This window comes from Nitrosomonas sp. Is24 (assembly GCF_033063335.1).
In the GTDB taxonomy this organism is placed as follows: domain Bacteria; phylum Pseudomonadota; class Gammaproteobacteria; order Burkholderiales; family Nitrosomonadaceae; genus Nitrosomonas.
Genome location: NZ_JAWJZG010000001.1, coordinates 2,401,019 through 2,416,519, shown reverse-complemented (window position 1 = coordinate 2,416,519; position 15,501 = coordinate 2,401,019). Strand labels below are relative to the sequence as shown.

The following is a 15,501-nucleotide window of genomic DNA, read 5'->3' as shown; positions in this document are numbered from 1 at the left end:
GCTGCACTATTTTTCTCGAATAACATCCAGATCGCTTATACTATCTATTCACAAATATATTCATATATTAATTCAAATTTATGTCACCACACGCCGAGACTATTCGGGCGCGACTATTTGGCGGGCCGTTATCCGCTCGCCAACTATCTGAAATTATTGGTATCAGTCAACCAACGATCTCTCGCGCTCTGACCGAACTTGGCGATGAGATCGTTCGGATTGGCGCTGCGCGATCTATTCAGTACGCGCTACGCGATGCCACACGCGGATTGCCGGACTTCCCGGTCTACCGGATCGATGCAGAAGGCCGGATACGTCAGCTGGGAATGTTGATTCCAGTGCGTCCGGAAGGGTTCGTTATGTGCCAAGAGAATGGAGCTGCTCTCCATAGCCACGGTTTGCCATGGTGGTTGTTTGACATGCGTCCCCAAGGGTATCTCGGCCGGGCATACGCTGCTCGTTACGGCGTTGAACTGAGGCTTCCGGAACGGCTCACGGACTGGGCCGATACTCACGCTTTGCGGGCGCTGCTTGCGCATGGCCATGATGTGGTAGGGAATCTGCTGCTGGGCGATATTGCGAGGGATCGTTTTCTCGCCGCTTCCATTCCCGATCCAATCGAGGAGAGACAAAAGGCCAAAGAATATGCTCGGTTGGCACTAGAAGCCGCTCGTGGTGAGAAACCCGGATCGTCAGCTGGAGGCGAGCAACCAAAATTCACCGCCTTCGCCACCACGCCCGATGGACCTCGGCACGTCATCGTGAAGTTCAGTGAGATGGAAGAAAACTCTGTGAGCGAACGCTGGCGTGATTTGTTGCTAGCCGAACATCTTGCGCTGGAAACGCTACGCGAGGCCGGTATCCCTGCCGCCAAGACACGGATAGTGGATCACGGCAGCCAACGTTTCCTTGAAGCGGAGCGTTTTGACCGTATCGGCAACTTGGGCCGGTGTGCACTATTCTCCTTAGCTGCACTGGACGCCGAATTCGTTGGCGCAGGAACCGGTGGTTGGCCCATCATCGCCCGCCGCCTGGCGGCTGACGGTCAGATTCGTCGAGAAGCGGCGGATCGCGTAGATCTTTTGTGGGCTTTTGGCACCCTGATCGGTAATACCGACATGCATAGCGGCAATCTGTCATTCGTCTCCGAACATGGCCGCCCTTATGATATCGCACCGGCTTACGATATGACGCCGATGACCTTTGCACCCCGCAGCGGTGGCGGACTACCGAGCACCGTGCCCGAGGCCAGCATTTGCGCCAGTGTGACCAACGAAACCTGGCGATACGCTGAACAACTGGCTCGTGCGTTCCTTGCTCAGATGAAGGCAAGCACAGGATTCAGCCACCGGTTCGGATCGTGTATCGCCGCACTGGAGAACCATATCAAGACGGCCAGTGCTAAGATTGACCGGCTAGGGTGAATGTGTAGAGACCTTTGCACGGTTACGATCCTAGAGTAATTACGCAATGCCTGGATCTGCTCAACAGATCTGGCTTGACGGGACTTCTTGCAAGCATGCGCCCGTGAGATTGGTTTGGGCGCGGAAACATGTAGCGAAGACCTGAAAAGTCGAGTGATAGAAAGTGAACGCATTCAGCTTCTTCGTTTTCATTAACTTCTACAATACCGCTAGGCCTCATAAGAGGCTGAGTAAATGCCCCTTTTTTTGCAAACAACCCTCAGATTTCTTACAATTAATAGAATCCAAGTATGGAGGGATTCATATTTCAATGAAATAGTTAGCTGCCGCTTTATCAACTGTAGACATGGTAAATGTTGGCGATTGTTTAAAATATCTAGAAGAATCGATTATCTGATCAATAATATCTCGCGGATGACTACTCGTCAGTGCTCGCTCTGTTTTTCGATAGTATGTGTCGATAAGATAATCAGCCACATCTTCGTTGAATGGAATACCTTGCATGGCACAAACACGCCGCAAAATTTCCTTATACTCACTTTCGGTTGAGTAATTTATTTTTATTTTGTGACGGATACGGCGTAAAAAAGCTTCGTCAACCAAGTCTGCGGGACGAAGATTAGTACAGAAGATGTTGATCTGATCAAAAGGTATCTCGAATTTCATGCCGGTATGTAGCGACAGAAAGTCTGTTCCACGTTCAAGAGGAACAATCCAACGATTGAGCATTTCACGAGGAGACATTTTTTGCCGACCGAAATCATCCAGAATGAACACGCCATTCGCAGCTTTCATTTGGACTGGCGCTTCATAAAACTTGCTGTGTCTATCCCAATGTAAGTCGAGCATTTCAGTTGTAAATTCCGCACCAACCATTACGACCGGGCGGCGGCATTTTATCCACCGCGGATCATGCTTCAAATTGGCGTTTATATCGAGCTGCATGCGCTCATCGCTTTTATCCGTGACTTCAAAATGTATGGCAGGATCAAAAATGCGGATTATTTGCCCGCTTACCTCTATGGATTGGGGTATGTAGACATGACCAGGTAATGCCCGTCCTAATGCTTCTGCAACACTTGATTTTCCCGTCCCCGGTGGACCATAGAGAAAGATTGCACGCCCAGAGCTAAAAGCGGGGCCCAATTGATCAAGCAACTTCTCGTTCATCACCATATGGCTGAGGGATTCTCGTATCCATGTTTTATCTATCTGGATCTGCTGAACATATTGCTGGGAAAGAATATTTATATAGTCTTTCAGTGGAACCGGTGCGGCGCCCGCATAAAGACTAATATTCATAGCCATTTCCGCTCTCTCCCGGCCGCGTTGTGTTAATTCAAAAACTTGAGTCTCCCGCCCATAGCCTGCTGCTAGTCGAATCGTAATTAAATGATCCGCTTTGAGTAACTCAATCAGTTCATTAATCACACTATAATGAAGGCATAGTTTGCTGGTGATTTGGTGTAAGGTAAAAGCCCCCGCTTCTTGGTAGGCAATTTTCAGTAATAGATCACTGAGGAAAGCCTCGCTTAATCCTGTGTTTATTATTCTTAATGGTATGGGTGGAACAGGATGTAATATTCCATTTACTTGCTCAGAAGTGAGAAAACCTAATGAAACTAGACTGTCTTCGAGTCTCCCGCTATTTTGCGTTTGATCGATTCTCGCCTGAGCTAACTGCGCATTGGAAATCAAACCTTCTTTAATCAATAATCTGCCAATAGAATTCGCCATAACACACTCTCTTTCAATTTTAGAAGTAAACAGCCAAAACAGCGCCAATCCACTGAATTCTTGGTTTCCTTCAAGAATCCAAGTTCAGGTTAACGGCTAGTGATCACTTTTCTTCATTCAAGTGATAGATTCTTTGCAAATTTCACCACCAGAAACAACCGGCTAAACCGGGGGGTAAAGTCGGTTGTAACAATTAAAAGTTAATAGTACGAATGAACTAATAAATACTCTGACTAATATACTAATGAAAAAGGACTTATTGACTATGGTTCAGGAAAGGCAATACCCCTAGAATGCACCTGTGCGTAATTAGAAGTAGTCAGTAAGCAAGCAATGATTACCACTGATGCAGAGCGTTTATTTACTTATAAGAATTTCTGAATAAATGCTTAAGTTTGAGAATGACTCGCCGCTATGAGGCAAGTCTATTTGGATAAATAGGCAATATTGATCTTAATTAAAAGGAGAAATCATGGAAAAATTAGTACAACAAGTTAAACAATTCTGGAACGACGAATCAGGTGTAACTGCAGTGGAATACGCTATCATGATTGCAGCGGTTGGAGCAGTGGTTTTGGCAGCCGGTACCCCGCTTGGTACTGCACTCACTGGCTATTTTAACGGCATAGCTGGGCTGCTTCCAGCGCCATAATTGCAGACCGCATAGAGCCAGCAGAAGAAAAGAAGTAGTCAATTTTTCTCCCTTTTGCTGTTCTCTGTAATCGGGTGCATAGTTTCTTATCGAAAGGTCATCCAGGCTGAGTTGGATGGCCTTTTTAAATAACCATAGCCGGGAGATTATGTCATGTTTCTTCCAATGTTTCTTGTTCTAGCGGTATTACTAATGATCGCCTGTTGGCAAGATTTTTACGATTATCGGATAAAAAACAATTTGATCGTTACAGGCACTGTATTAGGCATTGCGTTGAACACATTTCTGTTTGCGGAAATGGGATTCCTGGATTCCTTAATCGGATTGGGTTTTGGCTTATTACTGTTGCTGCCATTTTATCTGTTGCGCATTATGGGCGCAGGCGATGCCAAGCTCTTGGCAATGATTGGAGTATTTGTCGGGCAAAATGATATTCTCTGGGTGTTTCTCTATACACTTGTTGCCGGTGGATTACTCGCCTTGGTTTTTTCATTGTGGCGCGGAAAACTGCGCAGAATGATCGATAATGTCATTCTGTTATGTCTGCCAGTTTTGTCGACTTCGAAATCCGAATGCTTCAAGGATAATTCTTCATTTTCTGCTGAAGCATCCCAATCTGCCGGAAAACTACCCTATGCTATCGCAATAACAGCTGGAACCGGATTTTTTCTGGCCATGAAACATTTCCAGTAATCAATTGATTGGTAACGATGAGGTTCCCTGATGTTCTGTAAATTACTGTTTCAAACATACAGTATCATGTCTCGAGTCTTAGCGGGATAATGCAGATTCTGCGAAAGGTGATGCACTGTGTTTATTATCCAATCACTGATTATTTATCTTGCACCGTCAGAGATATAAATATCCGTTTTCCATTTTCACACAGCTTTGGGTGTTGAAAATATGCTGCCTCATCGTTCTCAAACTTTATTAAACTCATAGATATATCTCCGCACTAAAACCATTAAACGGAATTAACCCGTAATTGCCGCCTTGATCCTGGAATTACTTCACCCTAATCTTTCCTACAATCAAACCGTAAGAATAGAAGATTCACTTGAAGCATGAAGTTATGGCGTTGGATAACTTTTTATTTATAAGTTATCCATTATGTCGTGCCATGCACGATTCAAAAGATTAGAAACTTAGGATTGTAAAAATGAAAAATAACAGAGCACTCTTGATGATTGTGGTTTCACTGTTGCTGGGATTAGCGGCCGTAGTGGTTGCGGGAAAGTGGATCAATGAGCAAACGCGTGTTGACGCTTCATCGGTGTTTGTTGCGCTACGCGATATCGATGCCGGTACGCGATTAACTCCCGAAATGTTGAAAAAAACGGATTGGCCAAGCGGCAGCATGCCTGTCGGCTCGTTTCAGGATGGCGAGCTATTGAGAAACCGGGTACTCAAAATGCATCTAGTGACCGGAGAGCCCGTACTGGAATCGAAATTGGCGCCGATTGGCACCTCAGGCGGTCTATCTGGTGTCATTGCCGAAGGCAAGCGAGCCATTACGGTACGAGTCAACGATGTCATCGGTGTTGCCGGTTTTGCATTGCCCGGTAACCTTGTCGATATTCTGGTCAGCGCCAAGGATGAAAACCATAACCCTTTCTCGAAACTGGTGCTGGAACAAATTCTGGTGCTTGCCATCGCACAGGATGTCGGGCGCGACGATACCAAGCCTAAAGTCGTTACTGCCGTGACTCTGGAAGTATCTCCCGAGCAAGCGGAAATCCTCGACCTTGCACGAAACATTGGCACACTTTCCCTGGCGTTGCGCAATCAGGTGGATGGTCAGCACATCGACACGCATGGGCGGCGCATTCACGATCTGCTTAAGCGACCCGTGCCAACCCCAGCGGCATCTGCTGAACAGAAAACCGTTTACCGCTCCAGAGACCCGCACTACGAGGCGATTGCAGTAATTCGTGGAACCAGTAAAACCGAAACCAAACTGTCAGAAGGACGAGGCAAATGAGACGACTGTTCATCAACAACTTCCCGATAACGTTCATTAGAAGTTATTTCCCTGCACTTCTGCCAATTGGTTTGGCTTCATTAACGCTGGTGTTGCTGCCGCACGCAATGGCTCAGACAACACCACCGGTCAAAACAGTTGCAATGCAAACGGAACAAAAAGTGTTGCCTGACCAATTCTTGTCACAGACGGGCGCGGCCAAACTGGATGTGACGCTGGGTAAATCAACGCTATTGAAATTACCCAATGCCATTAAACGTATTTCGGTTGGTAGTCCCAGCGTCGCCGATGTCATGATGATCAATCCACAGGAGGTCTATGTTTTAGGCAAGATTGTCGGCATGACCAATATCACACTGTGGACCAAGGACGGCAAATCCACGGTGATTGATGTCAATGTTCTAATGGATGTCACAGCGCTGAGGCAGCAAGTGCAAGCCATTATGCCGGATGAGAAAGATGTCCAAATTACTGCAGCAGGTGATTCGCTGATTGTGTCTGGCATGATTTCGAATACCTTGAAAGCCGACCGGATGATCGCCCTGGCCGAAGCTTTTCTGCGTACGTCAGTCCTCAATATGATGCTGAATCTTCAAGGAGGTGGTCAAGGAGATCAATCTGGTGCTGGAGCGCAAGCAGGAGGCGGGGGAATGGGTGGAATGCAGGCTATGCAAACATTGCGGCAAGGCTCACAACATAATGAGAACTCACAAGGTGCAGGTGCAGGACTAGGCAATTTCAAAGTCATCAACCTGCTGGGGGTGCGAGACAATCAGCAAGTAATGCTGGAAGTCAAAGTGGCTGAAGTGAATCGAACTGAAGCAGAAAAGCTGGGGTTTGATTTCCAGGGAGCCTTGAGAAAATCGGGAAGTGCCTGGACTCAAATAGTGGGTGGGTTGATTGGTGGTAGTCCAGCAAGCTTGTTGCTCGGAAAGAATCCAGTGGCTACCGGGTTGCCATTTGCTTCCAGCGAAGGTGGTTCTTTCCTGATTGATGCCGAGAAAAAAGACAATGTGATCAAGATTCTTGCTGAACCCAATATCGTTGCGATCAGTGGACAAGAAGCCAGTTTTCTGGTGGGTGGCGAAATCATGATTCCTGTTTCTTCCGGGGTGGGCAGCACGGTCAGATTGCAATCCAAACAATTTGGCGTTGGATTGGTTTTCTTACCTACTGTACTGGAAGAAGGCCGCATCAATTTGCGCGTCAATCCCGAAGTCTCCGAATTGGTGTCATTCCAACAAGTTGCTTCCACAGGTCTTGGTGCCATCGTTGCCGTGCCGACTTTCAAGACCCGCCGTATTTCAACCACCGTGCAGCTCCGCGATGGCCAATCACTGGCAATCGGTGGATTATTGCAAGATAACTTCAAGGAGCAAATCAAACGCTTCCCAATGCTTGGAGAAGTACCCGTCCTGGGTTCTCTGTTCAGCAGCAGTGATTTTCTGATGGACAAAACCGAGTTGATGATTATCGTTACACCGCGTTTGGTACAACCAATGCAGCCTGATCATAGCGTTCCTACGGATGCATTCATACGACCAGGACGCGGAGAATTCCTGCTGCAAGGCCGATTGGAACGTCGGGATGATCCATCGGATAATCAAGATGTTCCTCAGCAGATGATCGAAAAATCGGGTAATCCGGCGAGCAGCGCTGAGCCCAGTGGATTTCAAATGAAATAAGGATATGATTATGAATAAATTGTCTCTCAATGCAACTATATGCTTGCCAATCATGCTACTGGCATTAACGGCGTGTGTCACACATCCGCCTAAGCGGATGGATACCAGATTCGGTAATGCAGTTGGCATGGCGAAAGCGCAACAGACCGTCAACCCTGATGCTTCCTTGGACACTACCCCTGTGAGAGGGGTGGATGGCCAAGCTGGAGATGCCATGATCGACAATTACCGGGATTCCTATATCAACCGTCCGGCTCCTGCTCGCGGTGCATTGAATGTTGGCACCAGTGGAGGAACTGCGGGTGGAAGTGGCGGCAGTTCGCAATAGTAGGCTGGTCGAAATTATTCAGCAATATTGAATTAGCAATTATCTTCAGAGGGATTGTTTATGCGCGGCTTGGGTATTCCTGGTTTGGAAGAAAAATGGAAAGGTAAAAACCTGAACATTAAAAAAGAGCGCGGGGCTGTGGCGGTTTTGGTGGCACTATCGATGGCGTTGTTGATCGGTTTTGTCGGTCTTGCGCTGGATCTGGGCAGACTCTATGTAGCCAAGACCGAGCTGCAAAACAGTGCTGATGCCTGTGCGCTGGCAGCCGCGCGTGAATTAACAGGCGCCAACACCAATCAGCTCACACTGGCCGAGGCGGCGGGCATTACTACCGGAGAGCTACACCATGTGCTATTTCAGAATGAGCAAGTCGTTATCACCGGTGTGACCTTCAGTACATCGCTGACGGGAGGCTATCTGTCAGCTTTTACTGGACCAGGAGCAACCGATATGCGGTTTGCCCGTTGTGAAGCTAGCCGTTCAGGTATCGGCAACTTCCTCATTCAGGTACTTAATATTCTGCCGGGTATCAGTATTGGCGATCAAATGGTTTCCGCTAGCGCCGTGGCTACGCTTTCACCATCGCAAATCACTTCTTGCGCCGTTCCGGTTGGAATATGCAGTGACAAAGTCCCGCCCAGCACAGTCGTAGGAACCTGGCTGCCCAGTTTGCTCGGCCCACCTAAAGGTGACAAAACGGGCACAGTCAATCTAACCGGAAATTTCATGTGGATCGATTTTACGCCACCCGCTGGCGGCGCTGCCGAGCTGGCCGGGCAGCTAACCGGCCCCGGTGTCTGCAATCTTCCTGCTGTGGGCACTCTGGTAGGAGAAGCCGGTGTTAAATCCTCCTTGGCCGATGACTGGAATAGCCGTTTCGGCATTTACCATGGTAGTGTCAAGAAAGGTGACTCAATACCCGATTATAGCGGTTATGCGTACACGGAAAAAAACTGGCCTTCGACATTTGGTGCATTTTCCGACTTCCAGAGCCAGCGAGGAATTAATGCGGCATATCAGGGTGATGTAGCCACTGGATTGAAAGCGGGAAAAGGGGAAGATTCCACTTACCTCAAAGAACACGGTGCGGATCGCAGATTGGCCACGGCTGCAGTCGTTGACTGTGAAGGTCTGAAGGGAGGTAGCACGACATCTGCTGTGGCGGAGTGGGCGTGCGTGTTGATGCTGCACCCCATCAATAGTTCCGCGGGGGGGAAAGGTACCGGCGCAGACAAGATGTATCTGGAATACCTGGGACGATCAAATCAGGTTAACAGTCCATGCGCCACCAATGGTGTCCCCGCTGGCCCTACTGGAGTCGGTCCGATGGTCCCGGCGCTCGTGAGGTAAACACAAGTATGAATCAGACAAAATTTCTGCTCAGAAATCCAAAGGGTGACATGCCAAGAACGATGCGGGGAGCGGTCGCTGTGGAATTTGCCATACTGTTGATCCCGCTGCTACTGCTTGTGTTGGGAGTGTCCGAATTCGGCCGGGCGCTGTATCAGTACAACACGCTCGTCAAGTCAGTTCGTGATTCTGTACGTCATCTCTCGCACTTAAATCCGGCAAGCAGTGATTATTCAGAAACGCAGATCGAAGCAAAATGTCTTGCCGTATATGGCAATACCGGTTGTAGCGGAGATGCGCTGTTACCGGGACTGACTACCAGCATGGTCAGCATCAATCCCATCGTTACGACGACCTCAACGGGTGCATCCATTACCCTGGTCGAGGTCCGAATTACCGGATACACATTTAATTTCTTGTTGGATCCTCGCACGCTCACGGGTGGTGGCGATGAGTCGATTACATTTGGCGATATTCGCGCCACGATGAGGCAAACATGAGATCTACTCTGAGATTCCAGCGAAAATTCGTTCCGGTTAATCGATTCAAGCAGTGCGGTGTTGCTGCCGTTGAGTTTGCCTTGATTGCCGTAGTGCTGTTTACACTCCTGATCGGAATCATGGAATTCAGCCGTGTGCTGCATTACTGGAATACCGCCACGGAGGCAACGCGGTTGGGTGCACGTTTGGCAGTCGTGTGCGATCAGGATGCGGCGGCAGTCAAAACTAAAATGCAGTCCATGTTGAACATTTTGGATAGCAGCAATATTTCAGTTGAATATATTGATAAAGATGGCAATAGCTGCGATCCGGATTCCTGCAGGTCGGTAACGGTGAGTATTTCAGGGTTGACCGTATCCACTTTTGTTCCGCTGGTGCCGCTGGACATCGAAATGCCGCCGTTTAGCACGACGTTGCCGCGCGAAAGCCTGGATAGCGCCAATCCTGATTGCGCATAAAACGTCATGAACAAATCATTCCTATCTATAGCGAGGAATTCAACATTGGTGATTATGGCTATTTCACAAAATCAGCAGCGATTATCCTGCTTGCGCCCATACCCTACTACTAATAATGCTGCACGGATTCATGCAACGCCTTCATTTAATGCGTAGTGGTTAACAATTCAGAGGAACAAAAATGATTATCGCCGCAGTTTCACGAAAACAACAAATTCTGGAAAGTATAAGTCAATTTCTGTCTGAGTTTGATCGATCCGATCAATTTTCTCAAGACTCGAACCAGGAACAGCCCTATACGCTAATATCCATCAATGGCGGTATGCAGCAAGCCGTTGCAGTGGCTGAGCAGGAACACCCCGATCTGCTCTTGCTGGAAAGCTCCGAGGATGAAACTAATGATCTGCAAATTCTGGGTAACGTAACAGCACGTTTTCCAAGTCTAGGCGTTATCATGTTATGCCCGAACCCATCGCCGGAACGATTGTTGGAGGTAATGCGTGTCGGTGTCCGGGAAGCGCTGCCGACACCACCGACTCGCGATTCGCTCTTGAGTGCAATTAACCGGTTTCAACAAAGAATCAAGCAAGCCAGTATGCCCGTCAGAAGCGGCAAAGTATTGGCATTTATTCCTTGCAAAGGTGGCAGCGGTGCTACTTTCCTGGCAACCAATCTGGCCTATACCCTAGCGGCGCAGAATAATCAGCGGGTTGCTCTGATCGATTTCAATCTTCAATTGGGAGATGCTTCATTATTTCTTAGTGACAGTAAATCTCCCGCTTCCATAGCAGATGTTGCCCGGCAGATTCACCGGCTTGATGGCGCGTTCTTGGCTTCCAGCATGATCCAGATCACACCCAACCTGGGCATACTGGCTGCGCCGGACGAGCCGGAAAAAGCAACGGAAATAAAACCCGAGCATGTCAATCCGATACTCCAGGTTGCCATCAAGAATTATGATTTTGTCATTCTTGATATTGGTCGCCGCATGGATTCCGTGTCCGTCCAGGCGCTCGACAAAGCCGACATGATTTTCCCTGTAATGCAACAGACGCTGCCATTTATACGCGATGCTAAGCGCCTGATTGATGTGTTCCGTTCATTAGGCTATCACAAAGACAAGTTGCGGCTAGTTGTTAATCGTTATGACAAAAAAAGCCAGATTACCTTGGACGATATTCAGAACACGCTCAAATGCGAGGTTTTTAAATCGATTCCCAATAACTTTTCCGTAGTCGATGAGTCGGTGAATCATGGTGTACCGGTGCATAAACTCGCTCCACGTAGCCCCATCGCCAAAGCAGTCGAGGATATCGGCAATGAACTGAGTCAGAGCACAGAGCAACAGCAACGCTGGTTTAGAAAACTATTTTCTTAACATCATTTAACGGATTATTGATTATGTCTATACGAGATCGTTTGCAACGCTGGGGTGAGAGCGATACGGCTGTACCTGAACAGGTATTCGTCATGGAAGATAGTTTAAAGCTTGAAAAGAGTTCATTTCATGAACTCAAATCCAGAATACACCAAAAACTGCTCGATCGCGTTGATCTTTCGGTGATGGAGAAGCTGCCACCGGATCGTTTGACGAATGAGCTCAGGACCCTTGTAGAACAATTACTCATTGAAGAGAAAATACCTATTAATCTGACCGAAAGGGGCAGTCTGGTTTCTGATATCCAACATGAGATCCTCGGTCTGGGGCCATTGGAACCTTTGCTGGCCGACCCGACGATATCAGATATCTTGGTCAATACGTACAAGCAAGTGTATGTGGAACGCCGCGGTAAACTGGAACTTACCGGTGCTCATTTTGCCGATAATCGTCATTTGCTGAGAATCATAGACCGCATCGTGTCAAGAATCGGCCGCCGCGTTGATGAATCCAGTCCCATGGTTGATGCCCGGTTACCGGATGGTTCCCGCGTCAACGCCATTATTCCCCCATTGGCTTTGGATGGCCCGCTTTTGTCTATCCGGCGTTTTCCAGTTTCGCCATTAAAGATAGATGATCTGATTCAAAATAAATCGTTGACACCAGCAATGGCTGAAGTGATTGCAGGGTTGGTCAAAAGTAAATGCAATTTGCTAATCTCTGGCGGTACAGGTAGCGGTAAAACCACCCTGCTTAATATTATGTCCGGATTTATTCCAGCAACCGAGAGGATCGTGACGATTGAGGATGCAGCTGAATTGCAGTTACAACAACCGCATGTTGTGCGACTTGAAACGCGTCCGCCCAATGTGGAAGGTAAAGGTGAAGTCACACAACGCGCATTAGTCCGGAACAGTCTGCGCATGCGGCCGGACCGGATCATTATCGGCGAGGTGCGCGGCTCGGAGGCCATGGATATGCTGCAAGCCATGAACACCGGTCATGAAGGCTCTATGACTACAGTGCATGCCAATACACCCAGAGATGCCGTGAGCCGGATTGAAAACATGGTTAACATGGCGGAAACGAATCTCCCTGCCAAAGCAGTACGGCAACAGATCAGTTCCGCAATCTGGGTCGTTGTGCAGGTTTCCCGCATGTCGGATGGAAAACGTAAATTGATCAGTCTCCAGGAGATCACGGGTATGGAAGGTGACATTATTACCATGCAGGAGATTTTTACCTACACACAAATGGGTGTGGACAATAATGGCATGATACAAGGACATTTTCATGCAACGGGTGTACGTCCAAAATTCGCCGAGCGCTTGAAAGTATTTGGTGTTTCTTTGCGTGATGAATTGTTCGATCCAGATAGAATTTTTAAATAATAAGGCGCTTTGTAAAAATGGATTACACTTATTATTTCTTTATTTCAATGATTTTCATTGCAATCGTATTGCTCCTGGAAGGACTTTATCTGCTTTGGAATACTTATAAGGGACCAGAAGCCGTACGTATCGAAAAACGGTTACAGGCCATTTCAGCCGGTTGGGAAGATTCGTCCGGGCATAATCTGATCAAGCAACGTTTGTTGAGTGACTCTCCAACGTTGGAGCGCCTGTTGATGGAAATTCCCCGCATTCACAGCCTGGATCGCCTACTGATTCAGTCAGGCTTGCAACTCAGTGTTTCCAGCTTTTTGGGTTACTCCTGCCTATCGGCAGCTGGCGGGATGGCTGTCGCAACATTGTTCAATCTGAACTTTACATTTACGCTACTCTGCTTTGCATTGAGCGGTTCACTCCCTGTTTTGATGGTGTTGAGTGCACGGCACAAGCGTTTGTTAAAAATTGAGGAACAATTGCCGGATGCCATCGATTTGATGGCGCGCGCATTAAAAGCAGGTCACGCTTTTTCGGGCGCATTGCAAATGGTATCCAGTGAAGGTGCAGATCCCATAGCCACTGAATTTCGAATTACTTTCGATGAAATCAATTATGGTATTCCGATGCAGGATGCCCTGATGAATCTGAGTATCCGCATACCCAGCACTGATCTGCGCTATCTTGTCATTGCCGTGTTAATTCAACGGGAAAGCGGCGGTAATCTGGCAGAGTTACTTGAAAATATCGGCAGTTTGATCCGCGCTCGTCTTAAACTATTGGGAACCATTCGTGTGTTGTCAGCAGATGGGCGTTTGTCGGCCTGGATTCTTGGATGTCTGCCTTTTTTCATGGCAATGATTATTCATTTTGTTAACCCCGGATATGTAAATATATTGTTCACGGATCCCACGGGGCGTTTGCTAGTCGGCACTTCATTAACAATGATGGTGTCAGGAATTTTTGCCATGTGGCGAATTATTAAAATCCGGGTTTAGAACTTGCCTGAAGAATCGATCTATTCTAATTATTGGCGGCAGCCCTACGAAAAGTAACCTGGAGTAATAATCATGACCATGATTCAAATACTATATCTTGTCATCATTTTCATCGCCGTAGCTGGGGGTGTTTTTGGATTGATGCGGCTTCTGACGCCTGACCCGGTGCAATCGCGCTTAGATCAAATTGCATCTGAATATGCAACATCCGCCTTAAATGAGTCCAATCCATGGGAAGAAGTTGCCAATAAGCTCACAAGCCCATTTGCTTCACTTTCTTTACCAAGCGAAGGATGGGAAAGCTCTCCGCTGCGAACTCTCTTCATGCATGCAGGTTACCGCTCCCAATCAGTGCCATTTTTCTACTTTGGAGGCAAAACACTTTTGGCAATGCTAGTGCCGGGTATTTTCCTTCTTTATGCAGGCATCAGTGGTTTGGAGCTAAATAATGATGCTTCGCTGATCGTTTTTTTAGCTTTGGTAACTGCAGGCTATTACCTGCCTAACGTAGTTCTGACTTATGTCATCAAGATACGGCAGCGCGATTTATTTGAAAATTTTCCCGATGCCATCGATCTGATGACGGTATGTGTCGAAGCAGGATTAGGATTGGATGCTGCCATGCGGAAGGTCGGAGAAGAAATGTATGTAAAATGTAAGCCATTGTCTGAAGAGCTTCATCTGGTGAATCTGGAAATGCGGGCAGGCCGAAGCCGGGATCAAGCATTACGCAATCTGGCATTACGCACCGGTGTCGAAGAAATAGAGGGATTGGTTGCCATGTTGATCCAAGCCGATCGTTTTGGCACTAGCATTGCATCATCTCTGAGGGTTCACTCCGATATGCTGCGGACTAAACGGCGGTTGCGCGCTGAGGAAGCTGCAGCCAAAATAGCACTCAAGTTGCTGTTTCCACTAATTTTGTTTATCTTACCGACTTTGCTGGTAGTTATGGTTGGTCCGGCAATTATTGGTGTTTCCAAAACACTGCTTCCTACCCTGTCGGGTAGTTAATGAAAGGAACCAAAATCCATGTGCAAATTTACGCAATCCCTATTAACCATCATCTGCCTGCTGATATTGACTGGATGCGCCTCTATGCAACAAAGAATTGGCGCCGATGGTCATGCAAAGGAAGATCCGCAACTGAGTAAAGCCAAGCAATTTTATTTATTGGGCCGCGAGCACTATCAGAAAAGTCAATATGCTGAAGCTGTCAATGCTTTTGAGAAAGCCATTGAACTGAAACCGGATTATTACGAGGCTTATGGCAGCCTGGGAGTGGTCTATTCGATACTGGGTGAAGACGAGCTTGGAATCAGCCTGATCAATGAAGCCATCAAATTGGCGCCTTCGATATCCGATTTGCACAACAACCTGGGTTACGCCCTGTTGAAACAGGGGCGGAACGCCGAGGCAGCGGGTGCATTTGAGCGTGCTTTGCAACTGGATCCTCGTAATGTACATGCGCGTAATAATCTGAAATCCGCTTACAAGCTGATGGGGTGTACTGATGGTGAATTGTGTGGACAGTGGCAAGAGCCCAAACAGCCATAATTTCAAGCCCAAAATTACTCGATCCGAATACACACTGACAGTTATCTTAAAATCACTATCGAATACCA

At 47.6% G+C, this 15,501-nt stretch carries 15 protein-coding genes; 14 read left to right on the top strand and 1 reads right to left on the bottom strand.

Annotation, left to right across the window (positions count from 1 at the left end):
- The first annotated feature begins 80 nt into the window (after positions 1-80).
- Positions 81-1,424 (top strand): type II toxin-antitoxin system HipA family toxin YjjJ, encoded by a 1,344-nt coding sequence (gene yjjJ / locus R2103_RS11175; protein ID WP_317531476.1) that lies wholly within the window; start codon positions 81-83, stop codon positions 1,422-1,424.
- Positions 1,425-1,724: 300 nt separating this feature from the next.
- Here the strand turns inward: yjjJ and R2103_RS11170 are convergent, their stop codons facing one another.
- Positions 1,725-3,161: an ATPase gene (locus R2103_RS11170; RefSeq protein WP_317531475.1), complete on the bottom strand. Its 1,437-nt coding sequence runs from the start codon at positions 3,159-3,161 to the stop codon at positions 1,725-1,727.
- A 472-nt stretch (positions 3,162-3,633) separates the two neighbouring features.
- Between R2103_RS11170 and R2103_RS11165 the strand changes: the two genes are divergently transcribed.
- From R2103_RS11165 to R2103_RS11105, 13 genes are all read left to right on the top strand, one after another.
- Entirely contained in the window at positions 3,634-3,813 is a 180-nt protein-coding gene (locus R2103_RS11165; RefSeq protein WP_317531474.1) for a Flp family type IVb pilin, read from the top strand.
- A gap of 153 nt (positions 3,814-3,966) precedes the next feature.
- Positions 3,967-4,506, top strand: a complete 540-nt coding sequence (locus R2103_RS11160; RefSeq protein ID WP_317531473.1) for a prepilin peptidase — start codon at positions 3,967-3,969, stop codon at positions 4,504-4,506.
- Positions 4,507-4,972: 466 nt separating this feature from the next.
- On the top strand, positions 4,973-5,794 hold the full coding sequence (gene cpaB, locus R2103_RS11155; RefSeq protein WP_317531472.1) for a Flp pilus assembly protein CpaB: 822 nt from the start codon (positions 4,973-4,975) through the stop codon (positions 5,792-5,794).
- Positions 5,791-7,479 (top strand): type II and III secretion system protein family protein, encoded by a 1,689-nt coding sequence (locus R2103_RS11150; RefSeq protein WP_317531471.1) that lies wholly within the window; start codon positions 5,791-5,793, stop codon positions 7,477-7,479. The genes cpaB and R2103_RS11150 overlap by 4 nt, the downstream gene beginning before the upstream one ends.
- 10 nt (positions 7,480-7,489) lie before the next feature.
- A complete protein-coding gene (locus R2103_RS11145; RefSeq protein WP_317531470.1) occupies positions 7,490-7,807 on the top strand; it encodes a tRNA dimethylallyltransferase in 318 nt (105 codons plus the stop codon).
- Positions 7,808-7,867: 60 nt separating this feature from the next.
- Complete coding sequence (locus tag R2103_RS11140) at positions 7,868-9,157, top strand: Tad domain-containing protein (protein WP_317531469.1); 1,290 nt, start codon at positions 7,868-7,870, stop codon at positions 9,155-9,157.
- Between the two features lie 8 nt (positions 9,158-9,165).
- Entirely contained in the window at positions 9,166-9,657 is a 492-nt protein-coding gene (locus R2103_RS11135) for a pilus assembly protein (RefSeq protein ID WP_317531468.1), read from the top strand.
- Positions 9,654-10,115, top strand: a complete 462-nt coding sequence (locus R2103_RS11130; RefSeq protein ID WP_317531467.1) for a pilus assembly protein — start codon at positions 9,654-9,656, stop codon at positions 10,113-10,115. The genes R2103_RS11135 and R2103_RS11130 overlap by 4 nt, the downstream gene beginning before the upstream one ends.
- 181 nt (positions 10,116-10,296) lie before the next feature.
- Complete coding sequence (locus tag R2103_RS11125) at positions 10,297-11,493, top strand: AAA family ATPase (protein WP_317531466.1); 1,197 nt, start codon at positions 10,297-10,299, stop codon at positions 11,491-11,493.
- 23 nt (positions 11,494-11,516) lie between these two features.
- Positions 11,517-12,884: a CpaF family protein gene (locus tag R2103_RS11120; RefSeq protein ID WP_317531465.1), complete on the top strand. Its 1,368-nt coding sequence runs from the start codon at positions 11,517-11,519 to the stop codon at positions 12,882-12,884.
- A 17-nt stretch (positions 12,885-12,901) separates the two neighbouring features.
- Positions 12,902-13,876, top strand: coding sequence for a type II secretion system F family protein (locus R2103_RS11115; protein WP_317531464.1), 975 nt, complete (start codon positions 12,902-12,904; stop codon positions 13,874-13,876).
- 72 nt (positions 13,877-13,948) lie between these two features.
- Positions 13,949-14,890, top strand: coding sequence for a type II secretion system F family protein (locus R2103_RS11110; protein WP_317531463.1), 942 nt, complete (start codon positions 13,949-13,951; stop codon positions 14,888-14,890).
- An 84-nt stretch (positions 14,891-14,974) separates the two neighbouring features.
- Complete coding sequence (locus R2103_RS11105; protein WP_317531462.1) at positions 14,975-15,433, top strand: tetratricopeptide repeat protein; 459 nt, start codon at positions 14,975-14,977, stop codon at positions 15,431-15,433.
- The last annotated feature ends 68 nt before the right edge of the window (positions 15,434-15,501 follow it).